This is a genomic window from Micromonospora sp. NPDC005171 (genome assembly GCF_040608575.1).
Taxonomy (GTDB): Bacteria; Actinomycetota; Actinomycetes; order Mycobacteriales; family Micromonosporaceae; genus Micromonospora.
In genome coordinates this window covers 50,935-70,367 of the sequence record NZ_JBEXIM010000002.1, presented here as the reverse complement: position 1 = coordinate 70,367, position 19,433 = coordinate 50,935, and the positions used below count along the sequence as shown (strand labels likewise).

The 19,433-nt window shown below is 71.3% G+C and carries 17 protein-coding genes; 8 read left to right on the top strand and 9 right to left on the bottom strand.

Annotated features, from left to right (window positions below):
- Positions 1-26 precede the first annotated feature (26 nt).
- On the top strand, positions 27-854 hold the full coding sequence (locus ABZU74_RS04220; RefSeq protein ID WP_355418366.1) for a DUF3152 domain-containing protein: 828 nt from the start codon (positions 27-29) through the stop codon (positions 852-854).
- A 121-nt stretch (positions 855-975) separates the two neighbouring features.
- On the opposite strand, the gene ABZU74_RS04215 is transcribed toward ABZU74_RS04220, so the two are convergent.
- On the bottom strand, positions 976-1,803 hold the full coding sequence (locus ABZU74_RS04215) for a hypothetical protein (RefSeq protein WP_355418364.1): 828 nt from the start codon (positions 1,801-1,803) through the stop codon (positions 976-978).
- Between the two features lie 195 nt (positions 1,804-1,998).
- The gene (gene ilvD, locus ABZU74_RS04210) at positions 1,999-3,846 is read right to left on the bottom strand and encodes a dihydroxy-acid dehydratase (protein ID WP_355418362.1); all 1,848 of its coding nucleotides are present in this window, start codon (positions 3,844-3,846) and stop codon (positions 1,999-2,001) included.
- 110 nt (positions 3,847-3,956) lie between these two features.
- Between ilvD and ABZU74_RS04205 the strand changes: the two genes are divergently transcribed.
- The 4 genes from ABZU74_RS04205 to ilvC all read left to right on the top strand — a co-directional run bounded on the left by ABZU74_RS04205 (position 3,957) and on the right by ilvC (position 10,181).
- Positions 3,957-6,329, top strand: coding sequence for an EAL domain-containing protein (locus tag ABZU74_RS04205; RefSeq protein WP_355418360.1), 2,373 nt, complete (start codon positions 3,957-3,959; stop codon positions 6,327-6,329).
- Between the two features lie 189 nt (positions 6,330-6,518).
- On the top strand, positions 6,519-8,399 hold the full coding sequence (locus tag ABZU74_RS04200; RefSeq protein WP_355418358.1) for an acetolactate synthase large subunit: 1,881 nt from the start codon (positions 6,519-6,521) through the stop codon (positions 8,397-8,399).
- 159 nt (positions 8,400-8,558) lie between these two features.
- Positions 8,559-9,074 (top strand): acetolactate synthase small subunit, encoded by a 516-nt coding sequence (gene ilvN, locus ABZU74_RS04195; protein ID WP_124815780.1) that lies wholly within the window; start codon positions 8,559-8,561, stop codon positions 9,072-9,074.
- Positions 9,075-9,167: 93 nt separating this feature from the next.
- On the top strand, positions 9,168-10,181 hold the full coding sequence (ilvC, locus tag ABZU74_RS04190) for a ketol-acid reductoisomerase (protein WP_355418356.1): 1,014 nt from the start codon (positions 9,168-9,170) through the stop codon (positions 10,179-10,181).
- Positions 10,182-10,269: 88 nt separating this feature from the next.
- On the opposite strand, the gene ABZU74_RS04185 is transcribed toward ilvC, so the two are convergent.
- Positions 10,270-10,638 carry a hypothetical protein gene (locus tag ABZU74_RS04185; RefSeq protein WP_355418354.1) on the bottom strand — a complete coding sequence of 123 codons (369 nt, stop codon included), beginning with the start codon at positions 10,636-10,638 and terminating at the stop codon, positions 10,270-10,272.
- A complete protein-coding gene (locus ABZU74_RS04180; protein ID WP_355418352.1) occupies positions 10,635-11,261 on the bottom strand; it encodes a hypothetical protein in 627 nt (208 codons plus the stop codon). Before ABZU74_RS04180 ends, ABZU74_RS04185 begins: the two co-directional genes overlap by 4 nt.
- 265 nt (positions 11,262-11,526) lie before the next feature.
- Between ABZU74_RS04180 and serA the strand changes: the two genes are divergently transcribed.
- The gene (gene serA, locus ABZU74_RS04175) at positions 11,527-13,125 is read left to right on the top strand and encodes a phosphoglycerate dehydrogenase (RefSeq protein ID WP_355418350.1); all 1,599 of its coding nucleotides are present in this window, start codon (positions 11,527-11,529) and stop codon (positions 13,123-13,125) included.
- 74 nt (positions 13,126-13,199) lie between these two features.
- On the opposite strand, the gene ABZU74_RS04170 is transcribed toward serA, so the two are convergent.
- On the bottom strand, positions 13,200-13,556 hold the full coding sequence (locus ABZU74_RS04170) for a hypothetical protein (RefSeq protein WP_355418348.1): 357 nt from the start codon (positions 13,554-13,556) through the stop codon (positions 13,200-13,202).
- A gap of 321 nt (positions 13,557-13,877) precedes the next feature.
- Positions 13,878-14,720 carry an FAD:protein FMN transferase gene (locus ABZU74_RS04165; RefSeq protein ID WP_355418346.1) on the bottom strand — a complete coding sequence of 281 codons (843 nt, stop codon included), beginning with the start codon at positions 14,718-14,720 and terminating at the stop codon, positions 13,878-13,880.
- Between the two features lie 228 nt (positions 14,721-14,948).
- Between ABZU74_RS04165 and ABZU74_RS04160 the strand changes: the two genes are divergently transcribed.
- Together ABZU74_RS04160 and ABZU74_RS04155 are read left to right on the top strand one after the other, a co-directional pair.
- Complete coding sequence (locus ABZU74_RS04160; protein WP_355418344.1) at positions 14,949-15,980, top strand: 3-isopropylmalate dehydrogenase; 1,032 nt, start codon at positions 14,949-14,951, stop codon at positions 15,978-15,980.
- Between the two features lie 155 nt (positions 15,981-16,135).
- A complete protein-coding gene (locus ABZU74_RS04155; protein ID WP_355418342.1) occupies positions 16,136-17,233 on the top strand; it encodes a branched-chain amino acid aminotransferase in 1,098 nt (365 codons plus the stop codon).
- 66 nt (positions 17,234-17,299) lie between these two features.
- Here ABZU74_RS04155 and ABZU74_RS04150 read toward each other — a convergent pair whose 3' ends face one another.
- From ABZU74_RS04150 to ABZU74_RS04140, 3 genes are all read right to left on the bottom strand, one after another.
- Positions 17,300-18,055 carry a tyrosine-protein phosphatase gene (locus ABZU74_RS04150; protein ID WP_355418340.1) on the bottom strand — a complete coding sequence of 252 codons (756 nt, stop codon included), beginning with the start codon at positions 18,053-18,055 and terminating at the stop codon, positions 17,300-17,302.
- A 55-nt stretch (positions 18,056-18,110) separates the two neighbouring features.
- The gene (locus tag ABZU74_RS04145; RefSeq protein ID WP_141908179.1) at positions 18,111-18,569 is read right to left on the bottom strand and encodes a PRC-barrel domain containing protein; all 459 of its coding nucleotides are present in this window, start codon (positions 18,567-18,569) and stop codon (positions 18,111-18,113) included.
- 143 nt (positions 18,570-18,712) lie between these two features.
- Positions 18,713-19,243 (bottom strand): carboxymuconolactone decarboxylase family protein, encoded by a 531-nt coding sequence (locus ABZU74_RS04140; RefSeq protein ID WP_355418338.1) that lies wholly within the window; start codon positions 19,241-19,243, stop codon positions 18,713-18,715.
- Between the last annotated feature and the right edge of the window lie 190 nt (positions 19,244-19,433).

The following is a 19,433-nucleotide window of genomic DNA, read 5'->3' as shown; positions in this document are numbered from 1 at the left end:
CCGTGATCGCTCCTGGAGGTTTCGACGTGCGGATCAACGGACGGCTGCTCGTGCCGATCTCGTTGGCAGTGGTGCTGGCGACCGCCGCCTGTGGCCTGTCCACACCGGCCTCCGGGCAGGCCGAAGCCCCACCCCCCGACCCGGGTCTGCATGGCTCAGCTCCGAGCCCGAGAGACACGCCCACCTCCAGCCCGACTCCGAAGATCCCGACCGACGCGCAGATCCCCACCAGGGCCTCCGGCACCTTCACCACCGCCAGCGGCAACGGTCGCGTGATCGGCAAGGGCAAGAGGCGGGTGCGCTACAGCGTCTCGGTGGAGAAGGGCATCGCCTGGGGTGACATCCCCGCCTGGAAGCCGGATCGGTTCGCCGCGAGCATCGAGCAGGTGTTGGCGGCGCCGAACGGATGGGCCACGTCCGCACAGCACCCGGTCACCAACGCCGCGGTGAACCTGACCCGGGCGTCGTGGTCGTTCCAGCGGGTCGGCACCTCGACTGTCGACGTCGACGTGCGGCTCGCGACACCGAGGACAGTGGACCGACTCTGCGGCGCGAGCGGCGTCGACACCGAGGGTGTCTACTCCTGCAAGTACGGCAGGACCATCATGATCAATCTGCGCCGCTGGCTCCAGGGCTCACCGGGATACCCGGTCAGCATCGACGAGTACCACGCCGGCGTGATCAATCACGAGTTCGGTCACTTCCTCGGCTTCGCCCACATGAAGTGCGGCGGTCGCGGCAGGCCGGCCCCGGTCATGATGACCCAGACGATCGACCTGGGCGGGTGCCTGCCCAACGTCAGCCCGTTCGCCGCCAACGGCCAGTTCGTCAACGGACCGTGGGCGCCGTCCTGAGCCGGTGATTCCTTCTCCGTGGCCGCCGCTCGGTCGAGAGAGTCGCCACGTGCACCGGGCAGCACCGGAACGGGACGGGCGGGCCCGGCGTGACGCCGAGCCCGCCCGAACGCGGAACTGATCAGCTGGCGGTGCTCAGACCCTTGAGCATCTCGGCGAAGTCTGCGGTCTCCGCCGGCGGCGGCGTCTCGATGGTCACCGCCTTGCCGTAGTCGGAGTAGTCGATCACCATGTCGCCCATCTTGCCCATGATCAGGCCGGCCCGACGCGGCCGGTACTGCTCGTCGACCCACAGGTCGATCGTCAGCTCCTTGACGCCCTGGGTGGCCAGCGTCTGCTCGGTGGCGTCACGGCGCATGGCGTCGATCTGCTTGAGGTAGGTCGCCACTGGAGTGGTGACCGTGTAGTGCACCGTCGGCACCCCGTTCACCGTCTCCTGCCCCACCACCGTCGTGCCCTCCAGGGCGAGCAGCGTCTTGACCTGCGTGACCGGGTCGGCGTCCTCGAACTGCTTGCTGAAACCCGTGCCTGCCATCTCGCTCAGACCGGTCAGGTCCATCTTCATCCAGCGCTTCCCGCCCGAAGCCGCGCGGCCCTCCGCCGGGATCTCGGCGAAGATCACCGCACCGAACATCCGGACGGTGGTCTTGGCGCCCTTCGGGTCGGTCATCGTCATCTCGGCCTTGAGCGGGTCGCCCAGGTCCAGGACGCCCTGCATCGAGATCTTCTGGCCGCCCATCGTGCCCGTCATCGCCACGGTCACCGAGTCGGTCTTGTCGGTGGCCTCGGCCGTCTTCAGCAGCGACCCCTTGAGATCGCTGGCCAGCAGCTCCAGGACGCTGGGCTGCTTCGGCTGGTTCGGCTCGTCGGACGTCACGCCGCAGGCGGAGACAGCGAACGCGGTGAGCGCCGCGGCCGCCACCAGAGCCGGCTTCTTCCAAAATGACACGTACACGCCTTCCCCCGTAGGAATCTGGGGCGATCCCCAGTAGACCGACGACACGCTAGCCCACGTGGTCGATCGGGGGGCACCGCGTTTCGCCGATCCACCAGTGATCGCCGCCCGATCGTCGATGTCGGGGTATCCGGTTCGACGGGATACCCCGACATCGCGGATGTCGGCGGTGCGGGCGGGAGCGGGTGATTACTCCGGGACGCGGCGGTAGGCGCCGTCGCTGGCCGAGGTGGCCATCGAGGCGTACGCGCGCAGCGCCGCCGACACCGGCCGCTGCCGATCGGTCGGGGTGTACGGCTTGTCGCGCTTCTCCTCGGCCACCCGGCGCGCCTCCAACTCCTCGGCGGGCACGTTCAGCTCGATCGACCGGCGCGGGATGTCGATGACGACCTCATCGCCGTCGCGAACCAGGGCGATCAGCCCGCCGGAGGCCGCCTCGGGGGAGACGTGCCCGATGGAGAGCCCGGAGGTGCCACCGGAGAAACGGCCGTCGGTGAGCAGCGCACAGGAGCGGCCCAGCCCGCGCCCCTTCAGGAACGAGGTGGGGTAGAGCATCTCCTGCATGCCGGGGCCGCCCTTGGGCCCCTCGTACCGGATCACCACGACGTCCCCGGCGACCACCTGCTTGGCGAGGATCGCTGTCACCGCGTCGTCCTGCGACTCGTAGACCTTCGCCGGGCCGCGGAAGGTCAGGCAGTCGTCCGGCACACCGGCGGTCTTCACCACGCTGCCCTCGGGGGCCAGGTTGCCGTGCAGGATGGCCAGCCCGCCGTCGGCCGAGTAGGCGTGCTCGAGGTCCCGGATGCAGCCGCCGGCCGCGTCGGTGTCCAGCGACGACCACCGGTTGGTGGTGGAGAACGGCTCGGTGGTGCGCACCCCGCCGGGGGCGGCGTGGAACAGCTCGATCGCCGTCGGGGTGGCGGAGCCGCCGCGAACGTCCCAGTCGGTCAGCCACTGGGCCAGGGAGGGGGAGTGCACGGCGTGCACGTCCCGGTTGAGCTGCCCGGCCCGGTCCAGCTCGCCGAGGATCGCCGGGATGCCGCCGGCCCGGTGCACGTCCTCCATGTGGTAGTTCGGCGAGTTCGGTGCGACCTTGGCCAGGCACGGCACCCGCCGGGAGATCGCGTCGATGTCGCTGACGCCGAAGTCCATCTCCGCCTCGCGGGCGGCGGCGAGCAGGTGCAGCACCGTGTTGGTGGAGCCGCCCATCGCCACGTCCAGGGCGACCGCGTTCTCGAAGGCGGCCTTGGAGGCGACGGTACGGGGCAGCACCGAATCGTCGTCGCCGTCGTACCACCGCTTGGAGATCTCCACGACGGTCCGGCCGGCCTCGACGAAGAGTGACCGGCGGGCGGCGTGGGTGGCCAGCGTCGAACCGTTGCCGGGCAGCGCGAGCCCGATCGCCTCGGTGAGGCAGTTCATCGAGTTGGCGGTGAACATGCCGGAGCAGGAGCCGCAGGTCGGGCAGGCGGAGCGTTCGATCTCACCGAGCTGCTCGTCGGTGACCGCCTCGTTCGAGGAGGCGATCATCGCGTCGATCAGGTCGATCTTGCTGTGCACGACGCCCTCGATCGCCATCGTCTTGCCGGCCTCCATCGGGCCGCCGGAGACGAAGACGGTCGGGATGTTGAGCCGCAACGCGGCCAGCAGCATCCCCGGGGTGATCTTGTCGCAGTTGGAGATGCAGACCAGGGCGTCCGCACAGTGCGCGTTGACCATGTATTCGACCGCGTCGGCGATCAGCTCACGGCTGGGCAGCGAGTAGAGCATGCCGCCGTGGCCCATCGCGATGCCGTCGTCGACGGCGATGGTGTTGAACTCCCGGCCCACCCCGCCGGCCTCGGCGACCGCGTCGGCGACCAGGCCACCCATGTCCTTGAGGTGTACGTGACCAGGCACGAACTGGGTGAAACTGTTGGCGATGGCGACGATCGGCTTTCCGAAATCGTCGTCGGTCATCCCGGTGGCCCGCCAGAGGGCCCGGGCGCCGGCCATCGTCCGACCGTGTGTGGAGGTCCTCGACCGCAGCTCAGGCATGCATACCAGCATGACACCGTCGACCCGCCGGCCCACCCGGGTATCTCCCGTGTCCCAACAGATGCACACTCAGCCCCCCATGGGGTGCGCCCATCCGGCACTCTTGGAGGGTGCATCTTCCACCGGGCATGGTCGCTGTCGCGGCGCTCAGTGGCCTCGTCGCCACGGTGGCCGCTGTGCTGCTGACCGTCGTCGTCCGGCGGCGGACGGGGCCGCGCCGACCGGCGCACGTGCTGCTCGCGGCGGCCGCCGGGGTGGCCCTGATCAGTCTCCTGGCCGGGGTGCTCGCCGCGCTCAGCGCGAACGACCACTGGGCGCACGAGCAGGGGCAGCGCATCGGTTGGGCGACAGCGGTGGCGATCGGCACGGCGGTGGCCGGGCTGGCCTTCGCCGCTGGTCTGCTCCGGCTGCCCGGGGTGGCCGCCACCGTGGCGGGAACGGCCCGGCTCGCCCTGGACGGGTTGGTCATGGCGGCGGCGCTGTGGTTCGTCGGTTGGGTGCTCTTCTCCGAGCCCACCCGGTTGCTCGGTGCCGCCACCCCGATGGCCTGCCCGGCGATTCTGGTGGCCACGGTGAGCGCCGCGCTCGGTGCCGGGCTCGTCGTGATCGTCGTCTTCCGGGCCGTCACGCCACGTCGACGGCTGGCCGCGCTGGGCGCCGGCATCAGCGCGGTGACCTGCGGCGGGCTGGGTCTCAGCGCCGGGCTCTGCCAGGCCGGGCCGACCATGGCGCTGACCGGTGCGGTGGTGCTCGCCGCCGGCCTGCTGACCGTCGCCCTCGTGGTGTACCAGGCCGACCGGCCGGGCCAGGTCGACCTGGACCTGGTCGGTAGCGACGGTGAGTACGCCATCGCTCCGATGCTGGCCATGGCCGCCTCGGCGATGTACCACCTCGTCCAGGACGGCCGGTTCACCGCAGCGGGCATCGTGGCCGGCAGCGTGGAGGGCTTCGCCCTGGTGGCACGGCAGTACCTCACCCTTCGCGACGTCCGGGGATACGCGGGCCGCCTGGCCGAGCGGGAGGCGCACTTCCGTGAGCTGGCGCACACCGATCCGCTGACGTCGCTGGCCAACCGGCGCGGGCTGCTCCGAGCGCTGCACCAGAACGCCGCGGACCGCAACCCCTGCGTGCTGCTCGGCCTCGACCTGGACGGCTTCAAGAACGTCAACGACATGCGCGGCCACGACGTGGGCGACGCCGTGCTGGCCGAGGTGGGCCGGCGGCTGCGCGGCAACCTGCGCCCCGGCGACGTGGCGGCCCGGCTGGGTGGCGACGAGTTCGCCGTGCTCATGCAGGGCCGGTCGGTCGAGGCGGACCGGGTCGCCGAACGGCTCCTCGGGGTGCTCAACCGGCCATACGACCAGCCCGAGGGGCCGGTCTTCCTGTCGGTGAGCATCGGGGTGGCCGACTGGGCCGACGAGCCGGACGTGGAGCTGCTGCTGCGGCACGCCGACCTGGCGCTGCGCTACGCCAAGCAGCGTGGCAAGAACCGGATCGAGCGGTACGACGCCGCGTACGACCAGCTGCTGCGCCGCCGGACGACTGTGGAGCACGAGCTGCGCGGGGCGATCGACCGCGACGAGCTGCGGTTGGCCTTCCAGCCGGTGGCGTCGCTGCCGTCGGTGCGGCCGGTCGGCGCCGAGGCGCTGCTCCGATGGCACCATCCTGAGCTGGGCAACGTGCGTCCGGACGAGTTCATCCCGCTCGCCGAGGAGTGCGGCATGATCGCCCCGCTCGGCGCCTGGGTGCTGCACCAGGCCTGCTACCAGCTCTCCCGGTGGTTGGCGGACGGGCACGACGTCTGGGTGTCGGTGAACGTCTCCCCGCGCGAGCTGCACGCCCCGGCGTACGTGGTCCAGGTCGCCGAGGCGCTACGCGCGCACCACGTGCCGCCGCAGCGGCTGGTGCTGGAGGTCACCGAGCACGCGGTCGCCACCGACCTGGACGAGCTGATCCGGCGGCTCACCGCGCTGCGGTTGACCGGGGTCCGGATCGCGTTGGACGACTTCGGCGCCGGCTACTCGTCGCTGGGGCAGCTGCGCCGGCTGCCGATCGACATCCTCAAGATCGACCACAGTCTGGTCGCCGAACACGAGCCGGTCCGCCCGGTCGACCAGGACGGCCCGGCGTTCGCCCCGATGGTCGACATCGTGATGCGACTGGGCCACCAGTTGGGGCTGGAGGTGATCGCCGAGGGGGTGACCACCCCGACCGAGTTGGCCGCGGTGGTGGCCGCCGGTTGCCGGTTCGGCCAGGGCGCGCTCTTCGGCTGGGGGGTGCCGGCCGAGCACCTGGAGGCGATGCTGGAGGCGGCCACGTCACCCGGTGCGCGTCCCACTCCGGTGCCCGCGCCACGTCGCGTTCCGGGCGGGTCCGGGCAGCTCACCCCACCTGCGGATGGCGCGTCGCCGGCCGACGCGCCGACCTCCGTTAACCAACATGTGGGATCAGTTGACTCATCGCGTGAGATGCGTCAGGCTTAGCCGCATGTCGTCGTACCGGTCGCTGCGAGTACTTACCTGAGCGCACTCTCCCTCACCGAGAGTGCGCTGGCCCCGTGCATCTGCACGAGGGCCGTTTTTATTGCCATCGGAACCTGGCGAGGCGGGCCCCGCCCGCGTCGCAATCGCTTGACTAGCCACCAGCCACTCCAGCCGAAGGCCAGAACCGCCATGACGAGACCCACGCCCGAGACCCTCGCCCACACCGCCCGCCGGGCCCGCGCGGCCGCCGACCCGACCCTCGACGTCGACCAGGCCGCCCCGCGCACGGCCACCCCGGCCGTTCCGGCGGTACGGCCCACCGCCGCGACCCAGGTCTCCGGGGCCGGCTCGCTCGTGCGGTCCCTTGAGGCGCTCGACGTCGACGTCGTCTTCGGCATTCCGGGCGGGGCGATCCTGCCGGCGTACGACCCGCTCTACGACTCGACGGTCCGGCACATCCTGGTGCGGCACGAGCAGGGCGCGGGGCACGCGGCGACCGGCTACGCGCAGGCCACCGGCAAGGTCGGCGTCTGCATCGCCACCTCCGGCCCGGGTGCGACGAACCTGGTCACCCCGATCGCCGACGCGTACATGGACTCGGTGGCGATGGTGGCGATCACCGGGCAGGTGGCCCGCCCGTCGATCGGCACCGACGCCTTCCAGGAGGCGGACATCCAGGGCATCACCCTGCCGATCACCAAGCACAACTTTCTCGTGCAGAACGCCGAGGAGATCCCGCGGGTGCTGGCCGAGGCGTTCCACCTGGCCAGCAGTGGGCGACCCGGCCCGGTGCTGGTCGACATCCCCAAGGACGTGCTCCAGGCGCCGACCACCTTCTCCTGGCCGCCTACGCTGGACCTGCCCGGCTACCGGCCCACCCTGCACCCGCACGGCAAGCAGATCCGGGAGGCGGCGCGGTTGATGGCCGCGGCCCGGCGTCCGGTGCTCTACGTCGGTGGCGGGGTGCTCAAGGCCGGTGCCACCGACGGGCTGCGCCGGCTGGCCGAGCTGACCGGCATCCCGGTCGTCACCACGCTGATGGCGCTCGGCGCGTTCCCCGACTCGCATCAGCAGCACCTGGGGATGCCCGGCATGCACGGCACCGTCGCCGCGGTCTACGGCCTGCAGAAAGCTGACCTGATCGTCGCGCTGGGCGCACGCTTCGACGACCGGGTCACCGGCAAACTGGACTCGTTCGCCCCGGACGCGGCGGTGGTGCACGCGGACATCGACCCCGCCGAGATCGGCAAGAACCGGCACGTGGACGTGCCGATCGTCGGTGACGCCAAGCACGTCATCGACGAGCTGATCACCGCGGTCACCGCCGAGCGGTCGGCGGGGCACACCGCCGACCTCGGTGACTGGTGGACGCAGCTGAACGACCTGCGCGACCGCTACCCGCTGGGCTACGACGAGCCGGTCGACGGGACCCTGTCCCCGCAGTACGTGATCAAGCGGCTGGGTGAGATCGTGGGCCCGGACGCGATCTTCGTGGCCGGGGTGGGCCAGCACCAGATGTGGGCGTCGCAGTTCATCTCCTACGAGAAGCCGTACACCTGGTTGAATTCCGGCGGCCTCGGCACGATGGGCTACGCGGTGCCGGCGGCGATGGGCGCCAAGGTCGGCAAGCCGGATACGGTGGTCTGGGCGGTGGACGGGGACGGCTGCTTCCAGATGACCAATCAGGAGTTGGCCACCTGCGCGTTGGAGGGCATCCCGGTCAAGATCGCCGTCATCAACAACGGCAATCTCGGCATGGTCCGACAGTGGCAGACCCTGTTCTACAACGAGCGCTACTCCAACACCGAGCTCGGCACCCACAAGCACCGCATCCCCGACTTCGTCAAGCTCGCCGAGGCCCTGGGCTGCGTCGGGCTGCGATGCGAGACCGCGGCTGACGTGGACAAGACCATCGCCGCGGCCATGGAGATCAACGACGCGCCCGTGGTGATCGACTTCGTGGTCGGCAAGGACGCGATGGTCTGGCCGATGGTCGCCGCCGGCACCAGCAACGACGAGATCATGTTCGCCCGTGGCGTCCGCCCGGCCTTCGACGAGGATGACATGTGATGAGTGAGCGCAGCGAACGAACCAGCAGGCTCAGTCTTACCCGTGGTCGTGACACGACCGAGCGAAGCGAGGCCGTGGCATGAGTGAGCGCAGCGAACGAATCAGCAATCTCAGCACTTCTCATGGTCGTGACACGACCGAGCGAAGCGAGGCCGTGGCATGACGATGCACACTCTGTCCGTGCTGGTGGAGAACAAGCCCGGCGTGCTCGCCCGGGTCTCCGGCCTGTTCTCCCGGCGCGGGTTCAACATCGACAGTCTCGCCGTCGGCGAGACGGAGAACCCGGACGTCTCCCGGATCACCATCGTGGTCAACGCGGAGTCGTCGCCGTTGGAGCAGGTCACCAAGCAGCTGAACAAGCTGGTCAACGTGCTCAAGATCGTTGAGCTGGATCCGCAGGTCTCGGTTGCCCGGGAGTTGCTGCTGGTGAAGGTTCGCGCCGACCGGTCCGCCCGATCGCAGGTGCTGGAGACCGTCAACCTGTTCCGCGCCCGGGTGGTCGACGTCGCACCGGACACGCTGACCATCGAGGCCACCGGCACCCCGGACAAGCTCGACGCGCTCCTGCGCGACCTCGAGTCCTTCGGCATCAAGGAAATGGTGCAGTCCGGGCTGGTGGCCATCGGGCGCGGCTCGCGTTCGATCACCGCCGGTCCCGCCCTGCGGGCCGCCTGACCTGCCGCCGGTCGGCCCTTGCGGGCCGTCCCGGAATCCATCCGCACAGATCACGACGGGCCGCCCCGGCCGTCGTACGAAAGGGAAATTCTCATGAGCGTTGAGGTGTACTACGACGACGATGCCGACCTCGGCCTGATCCAGGCCAAGAAGGTCGCGGTGATCGGGTACGGCAGCCAGGGCCACGCCCACGCGCTGTCGCTGCGTGACTCCGGCGTCGACGTGGTGATCGGTCTGCCGGAGGGCTCGAAGAGCCGTCCGAAGGCTGAGGAGCAGGGCCTGCGGGTGCTCACGCCGGCGCAGGCCGCCGCCGAGGCCGATGTGATCATGGTGCTCGCACCGGACACCGCCCAGCGCGGGATCTACGCGGAGTCGATCGCCCCGCACCTCGCCCCCGGCAAGGCGATCTTCTTCGGCCACGGCTTCAACATCCGGTACGGCCTGATCAAGCCGCCGGCCGAGGTGGACGTCGCGATGGTCGCGCCCAAGGGCCCCGGCCACCTGGTCCGCCGCCAGTACAGCGACGGCAAGGGCGTGCCCTGTCTCGTCGCCGTCGAGCAGGACGCCAGCGGCAACGCGCTCGCGCTCGCCCTCGCGTACGCCAAGGGGATCGGCGGCACCCGGGCCGGCGCGATCAAGACCACCTTCACCGAGGAGACCGAGACTGACCTCTTCGGCGAGCAGGCGGTGCTCTGCGGCGGCGCCTCGGCGCTGGTGCAGACCGGGTTCGAGGTGCTCACCGAGGCGGGCTACGCCCCGGAGGTCGCCTACTTCGAGTGCCTGCACGAGCTGAAGCTGATCGTCGACCTCATGTACGAGGGCGGCATCGCGAAGATGCGCTACAGCATCTCCGACACCGCCGAGTACGGCGACCTCTCCCGTGGCTCGCGCATCATCGACTCCCGGGTCAAGGACGAGATGCGCAAGATCCTGGGTGAGATCCAGTCCGGCGAGTTCGCCCGCGAGTGGGTCGCCGAGGACGAGGCCGGCCGGCCCAACTTCACCAAGTGGCAGGCCGAGGGTGCGGCGCACCCGATCGAGGAGACCGGCAAGAAGCTGCGCGGCATGATGAGCTGGGTGGACCGCCCGATCACCGAGACCGCCTGACCCGTTCGACACAGAACGGTCCACCAGCGGCCGGCGATCCCGCGCTCTCCCCGGCGCGGGCCGCCGGCCGCTGGCCGCAGCCCCTCCGTCAGCGGCTTTCCATCGCCTCGGCCTCATCGGTTGCCCAGGCGGCCTTCTCGTACAGCCCGAGGGCCTTGAGAGTGCCGGCGAGCGTGCGCAGCGCGACGACCAGCCGTGGCTGATACCGAACGGGGTCTCGCTCGGCCAGCCAGCGGTAGTGCCCGACGGCTTCCTCGACCGCCGCCACGGCCGCGTCCTGTTCGCGAAGCCCCAGGTGGCACCGGGCGATCACGAACAACAGGTTGCCGAGCGTCGGCCGGAACCGCAGTGGCTCCCAACGGCTCATGAAGGTCAGGTCCTCGCGGGCACCCGTGGTCAGCGTCAGTGCTTCGGCAAACCGACGATGGGAGACGAGGGAGTCCGCCAGCCCGCTCATCGCCTCCAGTCGTGCGGGCATGTACTCCAGCCGTGTCCAGAGGGGAAGCCGCCGGAACAACTCGACCGCCTCTCCTCCCGGGCGGCGAGCGCCTCGGCCGAGTCGCCCAGCACCGCCCGGCAGTAGCCGAGCACGGTGAGGGACCGGGCCAACTCCATCCGCTCACGGGCGCCGAGCGGCGCGCACCGTAGCCAGGTCTCCCGGGCCTGGTCGGCGAGCGGCAGCGCGTCGCGGGGTGCGTCGGAGCGGAGTTGCATGGCCACCATCAGCTGCGCCGCAGCCAGGACGACGAGGCCGTCCCGGTCGGTCGCGTTCTCGACGTACCCGATCGCCTCCCGGGCCTGCGCGAGCGCGGATTCGACCGTGCGGTCGTCCGGGACCGAACCCTGCGCGACGAGCGCCCGCGCCAGCCCCACCTCGTGCCGGCCCGGCCGGTCCTGGACCAGCCGCCGGTAGAGCGCGACCGCCTCGTCCGCGGCGGCGGTGCGCCGGGGCACGAAGCTGCGTCGAGTTTTCACCTGATGGGACCGGGTGACCAACGCCTCGGCCAGCTTTGGACCGAACCGCACGAGATCGACGCGGGTCAGCTGGCGGAGCAGCGTGATGCGCACGGCGAGCGACAAGGGCGGATCCTCCCGCAGGGGTGTGCCTCCGGTTGTAGCGGGCTCGGGCAACCGTGTCGGTCCGGTGAACGGCCGATGTCCGTCGCTCGACCGGGCGTGTGAGGGCCCTCACCCCGAAGACCGGAACACGCCGACCAGCGTGGCCCCTACGATCGCCTGTAGGTGCAGCAGCCGGCACCTGACGGCCACGGCACGGATCAGCGCAGGGCGCAGTGCGGCGCCCGGCCGCCCGGGCCGATCGCAAACACGACCTCTACGAGGACCGATGAATCCTGTCGTACTGATCGCCGAAGAACTCGCCCCCGCCGCCATCGAGGTGCTCGCCCACGACTTCGACGTCCGTCACGTCGACGGCACCGACCGTCCGGCCCTGCTCTCGGCGCTCTCCGAGGCCGACGCCGTCATCGTGCGCAGCGCGACCCAGATCGACGCCGAGGCCGTCGCCGCCGCGCCGCGACTCAAGGTGGTCGCCCGGGCCGGCGTCGGGCTGGACAACGTCGAGGTGCCGGCCGCCACCGCGCGGGGCGTCATGGTCGTCAACGCGCCCACCTCCAACATCGTCTCCGCCGCCGAGCAGGCCGTCGCACTGCTGCTGGCCGTCGCCCGCAACACCGCGAGCGCCAGCTCCGCGCTCAAGGCGGGGGAGTGGAAGCGGTCGAAGTACACAGGCGTCGAGGTGCAGGGCAAGACGGTCGGCGTGGTCGGGCTCGGTCGCATCGGGGTGCTGTTCGCGCAGCGCATCGCCGCGTTCGGCACCCGGCTGATCGCGTACGACCCGTACATCCAGCCGGCCCGTGCGGCGCAGCTCGGCGTACGCCTGGTCGGGCTGGAGGAGCTGCTGCGGGAGAGCGACTTCATCTCCATCCACCTGCCGAAGACCCCGGAGACGGTGGGGCTGATCGGTGAGAAGGAGCTGGCGATCGTCAAGCCCGGCGTTCGCATCGTCAACGCCGCCCGTGGTGGGCTGGTCGACGAGCAGGCGCTCGCGGACGCGATCGCCGAGGGTCGGGTCGCCGGCGCCGGTGTCGACGTGTACAGCAAGGAGCCGTGCACCTCGTCGCCGCTGTTCGCCTTCGACAACGTGGTGGCCACCCCGCACCTGGGCGCCTCCACCCACGAGGCGCAGGACAAGGCCGGTCTCGCCGTGGCCAAGAGCGTCAAGCTGGCGTTGCAGGGCGAGTTCGTCCCGGACGCGGTGAACGTGCAGGCCGGCGGCGTGGTCGCCGAGGACGTTCGGCCGCTGCTGCCGCTGGCGGAGAAGTTGGGCCGGGCGTTCACCGCGGTCGCCGGTGGGGTAGCCGCCAGCGTCACGGTCGAGGTCCGCGGTGAGATCGTCAGCCACGACGTGTCGGTGCTCAAGCTCGCCGCCACCAAGGGCCTGTTCAGCTCCGTGGTCGAGGAGCAGGTCACCTACGTCAACGCCCCGCACCTGGCCGCCGAGCGTGGCGTCGAGGTCACCCTGTCCACCCTGGCCGAGACGGCCGAGCAGCCGACCCTGGTCACCGTGCGCGGCGCGCTGCCGGACGGCCGGACGGTGAGTGTCTCCGGCACGGTCACCCACTCCGGCGCTCGGGACGTGCTGAAGCTGACCGAGGTGGACGGCTTCGACGTGGAGATCGGCGCGGAGGGCATCCTGCTCTTCCTGCGCTACGCCGACCGGCCCGGTGTGGTCGGCACTGTCGGTACCCTGCTCGGCGAGTCGGGCATCAACATCGCCGCCATGCAGGTGGCTCGTCGGGAGGCGGGCGGCGAGACGCTGATGACGCTCACCGTCGACCAGGCGCTCGGCGCCGACCTGCTCACCTCGGCCGCCGAGTCGATCGGCGCCACCGCGGCCAGCGCCGCCGACCTGCGCGACGAGTAGTAGACGGCAAATACCTTGGGGGGCCTGGCGATCCGCCGGGCCCCTCGTCATTTCCCATCCGTGCCGCCGGTCGGTCAGCCGGGCAGTCGCGCCGGGGGCGGGTAGACCGAGCCGTCCTGCGGGTCGAACAGCATCAGCCCGTGCTCGCCGGCCAACCGCTCGATGTCCAGTAGCACCTGGTCCGCGCAGGTCGGGTGCAGGTTCAGCTCGACGTGGTCGTGGGCCGCGTGCAGCGGCGCCACCGCCCACGGGCTGTTCGGGCCGGGGTGCCGGTCCGGATAGGAGGCGGTGATCGCCCGGTAGAAGCCGACCACCCGCGGGTCCGGGTAGCGGTCCACGTGCCGCCCCTGCCGGCAACCGTCGACCGCTGTCCGCACGTCCTCAGGCGTCGCCCCGTCCTCCAGGGCCCACACGCTCAGATCGAAACTCACGGCCGATAGCGTGCCATCCGCCGTTCACCATGTCGAAACTGCCTCGCCGTCGGTCAATCGCCGATCGTCGCAGTCTCCGTTCGGGACGGTCCGGTGTGGAGACTCTTGCGTCGAGTTGCGTCGATTCGCTAGCGTACGCACTGCGGTCACTGGCCGAGTTCGAGGCGCCGGCCCGTCTTCGGGTGGCGCGGTCGACGTCCGGCCCGACCGGTCCGCACCCCTCGGTTGTGCGAGCCACGCGCACTCGTCGCTGACCGGCCCCCACTGTCGTTGCCGAGACCGTGGGGGCCGATCGCGGGCCCGACCACGGCGACGTTCCGTTCAGCGACGGTGTGCGAAGAGTGCGCGATAGTCGGAGTTGCCCCGGAACCACGCCAGGCCGGTGGGGCCGGCCGCGTAGAGCGCGGTGGCGTAGGCGTCGGCGATCGCCAGGTCGGGGCCCACCACTGTGGCGGCGACGAGCTGATCAGCTGGCTCGCCGGTGTGCGGGTCCACCACGTGCCCCTGCCGCCCGGTCACCCCGGAGGTGCCGACCGCGCCGGCGGTCATCTCCAGCACCAGCGGCGCGCGCTCGGGTGCGGTCGGGTGGTGCACCGCGACCCGCCAGGGGCCGCCGTGCGGCGCGCGGCCCCGGACGACGAGGTCGGCGCCGGCGAGTACGGCGTAGTCGTGGATGCCTGCGGCGCGCAGCCGCTCCGCGGCGCGTTCCACCGCCCAACCGCCGAGCAGGCCACCCGGGTCGAAACCGCCGGGCACCGCCCAGGCGTCGAACCACCCGTCGGTGGCCGCCCGCATCGCTGCGCAGCGGTCCACCAGATCGGCGAGCGGCGGATACGAATCCGGGCTGATCTCGCCCCGACGCAGCCGGGAGACCAGGCTCTCCGGTCGGTTGGGGCCGTAGGTGAGGTCGATGGCGCGCAGCTCGGCGACGCTGTCCCGCAGCGCCTCGCCCACGCCCCGGCGGCCGAGCCACTCGGGGGCGTTGAGCAGCAGGGTGTACTCGGCGGTCGCGGTGCGTACCGTGTGCTGCACAGCGATCCGGCCCTCGGTGGCCGTGGCCGGGTCGATCCGGTGCCGGCGGCTGCCGAGTCGAAGGTCCGGCCGGCGGTTGCGGAACGCGGACGGGTCCGGCCAGCGGGTCCGTGGCTGCTCGTCGATGCGCATCGCATCTGCCCCCTCGCACGTGGCGCCGCGTCATCGCGACCCCGTTTGTCAGCGGGCCCCCGCGACCCACTGACCACTACCGTAGGCAGCGGAGATGACCGCCCCATGAGTCCCAGCTGAGAGAGACCTGTGCATTCCCGTGTCCCAAATGGTGGACGCAGCGTACCGGGAGGCGGGACGGCGACGTACCGTTGCCCGAACGGAACCGTTGAGCAGAGGAGTGCGGTCGTGGCGCGGATCGCGGTGGTGGCCGGAGACGGCATCGGGCCCGAGGTGGTCGCGCAGGCCCGCAAGGTCCTCGACGCGGTGCTGCCCGACGTGCAGGCCACCGAGTACGACCTCGGCGCCGCCCGCTGGCACCGTACCGGAGAGGTGCTGCCCGACTCGGTCCTGGCCGAGCTCGCCGGGCACGACGCCATCCTGCTCGGCGCGGTCGGTGACCCGACGGTCCCGCCGGGTGTGCTGGAGCGGGGCCTGCTGCTCAAGCTCCGCTTCGCCTTCGACCAGTACGTCAACCTGCGCCCGTCCCGGCTCTGGCCCGGGGTCGCCGGCCCGCTGGGCAACGTGAAGCCGGGCGAGGTCGACCTCGTGGTGGTGCGTGAGGGCACCGAGGGGCTCTACGCCGGCGCCGGTGGTTCCCTGCACCGGGACACCCCGGCCGAGGTCGCCACCGAGGAGAGCCTGAACACCCGGCACGGCGTGGAGCGGGTGATCCGCGACGCGTTCGCCCGCGCCGGCCGCCGGGAGCGGCGCAAGGTCACCCTGGTGCACAAGACCAACGTGCTGACCCACGCCGGGTCGCTCTGGGCACGCACGTTCGACGCGGTCGCCGCCGAGCACCCGGACGTCGCCACCGAGTACCAGCACGTCGACGCGGCGGCCATGTTCCTGGTCACCCAGCCGCAGCGCTACGACGTGGTGGTCACCGACAACCTCTTCGGCGACATCCTCACCGACATCGCCGCGGCCGTCACCGGCGGGATCGGGCTGGCCGCCAGCGGCTGCATCAACCCGGAGGGGGCGTACCCCTCGATGTTCGAGCCGGTGCACGGCTCGGCGCCGGACATCGCCGGGCAGGGCATCGCCGACCCGGTCGCCGCAGTGCTCTCCGCCGCGTTGCTGCTGGAGCAGCTCGGGCACAGCGAGTCCGCCGCCCGGGTCAACGCGGCGGTCGCCGCCGAGCTGGCCGGCCGGGTTCCGGGCGTGACGCTGCGTACCGAAGAGGTCGGCGACCGGCTCGCGGCCCACGCCGTAGCCTGACCCTCCCGGCCCGAGAGCCGACCGGCCCGGGGCCTGGTCGGCCCGGGCAGGCCGGCCCGGCGCTACCGGCTGAACGACCGTTCGGGGTAAGTTTCTGGCACAGCCATGTCGGTGTGCGGTCCCGCATGCCGTTGTTTCGCAGGGAGGTCAGCGCGATGAGCGGTGGTGACAAGCTCGACTTCGAGATCCGTCCGAATGCCGCGCCGGTATCCGCCGCCGATCGGGCCGCCCTGCTGGCCAACCCCGGGTTCGGCCGCGTCTTCACCGACCACATGGTCACCGTCCGCTACGCCGACGGCAAGGGCTGGTACGACGCCCGGGTGGAGGCGCGAGGCCCGATCCCGATGGATCCGGCCAGCGCGGTGCTGCACTACGCGCAGGAGATTTTCGAGGGGCTCAAGGCGTACCGGACGGCCGACGGTGGCGTGACGATGTTCAGGCCGGACGCCAACGCGGCCCGCTTCGCCACCTCCGCGCAGCGGATGGCGATGCCGGTGCTGCCGCCGGAGGTGTTCGTCGACTCGCTGCACAAGCTCATCGAGATCGACCGGGAGTGGATCCCCACCGGTGAGGACGGCAGCCTCTACCTGCGGCCGTTCATGTTCGCCAGCGAGGTCTTCCTCGGCGTCCGCCCGGCCAACGAATACCTCTACATGGTGATCGCCTCACCTGTCGGGGCCTACTTCACCGGTGGCGTCAAGCCGGTCACCGTCTGGGTCTCCCCGGACTACACCCGGGCCGCGCCCGGTGGCACCGGCGCCGCCAAGTGCGGCGGCAACTACGCCGCGTCGCTGGCGGCCCAGGCGGAGGCCATCGAGGCCGGCTGTGACCAGGTCGTCTTCCTGGACGCGGTGGAGCGCCGGTTCGTCGACGAACTGGGCGGCATGAACGTCTTCTTCGTCTACGACGACGGCACCGTGGTCACCCCGCCGTTGACCGGCACGATCCTGCCGGGCATCACCCGCGACGCCGTCCTCACGCTGGCCGGCGCGGCCGGGCACCAGGTCGAGGAGCGTCCGGTCAGCTTCGCCGACTGGCAGGCCGACGCCGCCAGCGGTCGCCTCCGGGAGGTGTTCGCCTGCGGCACCGCGGCGGTGGTCACCCCGATCGGTGGGGTCCGCTTCCCGGACGGCGAGTTCCTGATCGGTGGTGGCGAGCCCGGCCGGGTCACCATGGCCCTGCGTCAGCAGCTTGTCGACATCCAGCGAGGCAAGGCTGCCGACCCGCACGGCTGGGTGCAGCGGGTCTTCTGACCTCCGTCGCCGCGCCGGCCCGTCCACCCGGACGGGCCGGCGCAGTCGGCCCTGCCCGTCAGTGGGCTACGCCTTGGTGGGCTCGTCGAGCAGGTGGTCACGGAGCGCGGCCAGCTGCTCGTCGGTCACCCCGGCGTGGCGCAGGTACGCCTCGACCGAACCGTGCCCCGCGCGCAGCTCGTCCAGGAAAATCTGCATCGCCTCGGCGGGTGAGCTCAGGAACGGCGCCGGAACGTCCACCCCGCCCGGGGTGACCGAGGCCAGCCAGGCGCTGTACCGGGCCGACGCCGCACTGCTCAACGCGTAGTCCGCTGTGATGTCCGCGTCGTCGACGCCGAGTACGGCGAGGGTGAGCGCGCAGACGATGCCGGTGCGGTCCTTGCCGGCGACGCAGTGCACCACCACCGGGGCGTTGGCGGAGTCGGCGATCAGCCCGACCGCCTCGGCCAGCCCGGCGGTGCCGGTCTGGGCCAGGTCGGCGTACCGGTCCGCGAGGTACCGGGCCAGGCTCGCGCCCTCCTCGTGCGGCGTACCCGCCCAGTCGGCGTGCTCAGGGTGGATGTGCCGGTAGGTCAGTCCCTGGTACGCCGGCACCCGGCCGTCCCGCTCCACCTCGGCGGGGCGGCGTAGGTCGATGACGGTGCGGATCCCGATCGCGGCGAACGCGTCCCGGTCCTGCTCGGTGAGGCGGTGCAGCGAGTCGGAGCGGTAGAGCCGGCCTCGGCGTACGGATCGGTCGTCGTGGCCGACGTAGCCGCCGACGTCGCGGAAGTTGAAGGTGGCGGGGAGCGAGAGCTGGCTGTTGTCCTCGGTGACGTCCACGCTCACACGGTAACGGCCGGTGAGGCAGCGCCCCACCGGCCGTCGGGTCGAACAGTCACCGTGCGGTGCCGGGCGGAAGCGCGCCGTACGTCTCGTCGTAGTAGCCACCGAGCTGATCCCGGTAGCTCGGGTCGCTGTGGCTGGTCTCGTCGTACTCGGGGGCGGCCTTGATCTGATCCCGGGTCCGGTCGACGGAGACGGTGCGCTGGTCGTGGTCGACCTGGTTGACGGTGCCGGCCGGCAACATCACCTTCTTGCCGAAGATCCACGGCCCGGTGTCCACCACCAGGTAGCTGCCGCCCACTTCGTGACTGGCGCTGTCGATCTTGCCGATTCCACCGTCGGTGGCCTCGACCTTGTAGCCCACCAGGTCGGCGTCGGCCACGCCGGCCTGGTCCCGGTAGCGCCAGGGGTCGAACGTGCCGGCCGGCGCGCCGCCGGGCACCGTGCCCTGGTCGCCGCCGCGCAGCGGGTCCGGCCCGGCGTGGGTGGCGTGCGGATCGATCCTGTCCATGCCGTTCACTCCTGACTGTCACCGATCAACTCATGTCTCCGCAGGAGCTACCCGGCTGTCGGGGGCCGGAAACGGCGACAGGCCACGGCACGGCGACGGGCCGAGCCGCGAGGTGCGGCATCGGCCCGTCGGGGCGTACCCGCTCAGGCCAGTGCGGCCTCGGCGTCCAGGGTGACAGCTGCGGCGTGCACCACGGCCGAGATCCGCAGGGCCTCGTGCAGTTGCTCGCGGGTGAAGCCGCTGCCGCGCAACTTCTTCTCGTGCAACTCCAGGCACACCCCGCAGCCGGCGATGGCCGACACGGCGAGGCACCAGAGCTCGAAGTCGCCCTTGTCCACCCCCGGCCTCGCGATGATCTGCATCCGCAGTCGCGCCGGCATCGAGGCGTACTGCTCGTCGCCGATCAGGTGCTTGGCCCGGTAGTAGATGTTGTTCATCGCCATGATCGCCGCGGCGCCCTTGGCCGCCTCGACACCCTCCGGCCCGAGGTGTCCGAGCGCCTCGGCCGCGATCTCCCGCAGCACCACCGGGTTCCGGGCGGTCACCGCACAGGCCAGCGCCGTGCCCCAGCTCTGCGCCGGGGTCAACGCCGCGGTCCCGATGGTGGTGCCCAGGTTGAGCGCGATGTCCCTGGCGTACTCCGGCAGGGCCGCCTTGATCGCGTCCAGGCCCATGGTCAGACCCCGCCGGCGGCGAGGAACGCATCCGCGTCCAGCGGTACGCAGGCGGTGCGTTCGTCCTCGGGGAAGCGGTCACCGGCTGTGAGCACAGGTCCTCCTTCGTACGCGGAGCGGCGGCCATCACCGTCCCGCTATGTGGTTTGTTCCTCCCAAACCCAGGGGAGGGGTGGCAGAGTGGCCATCG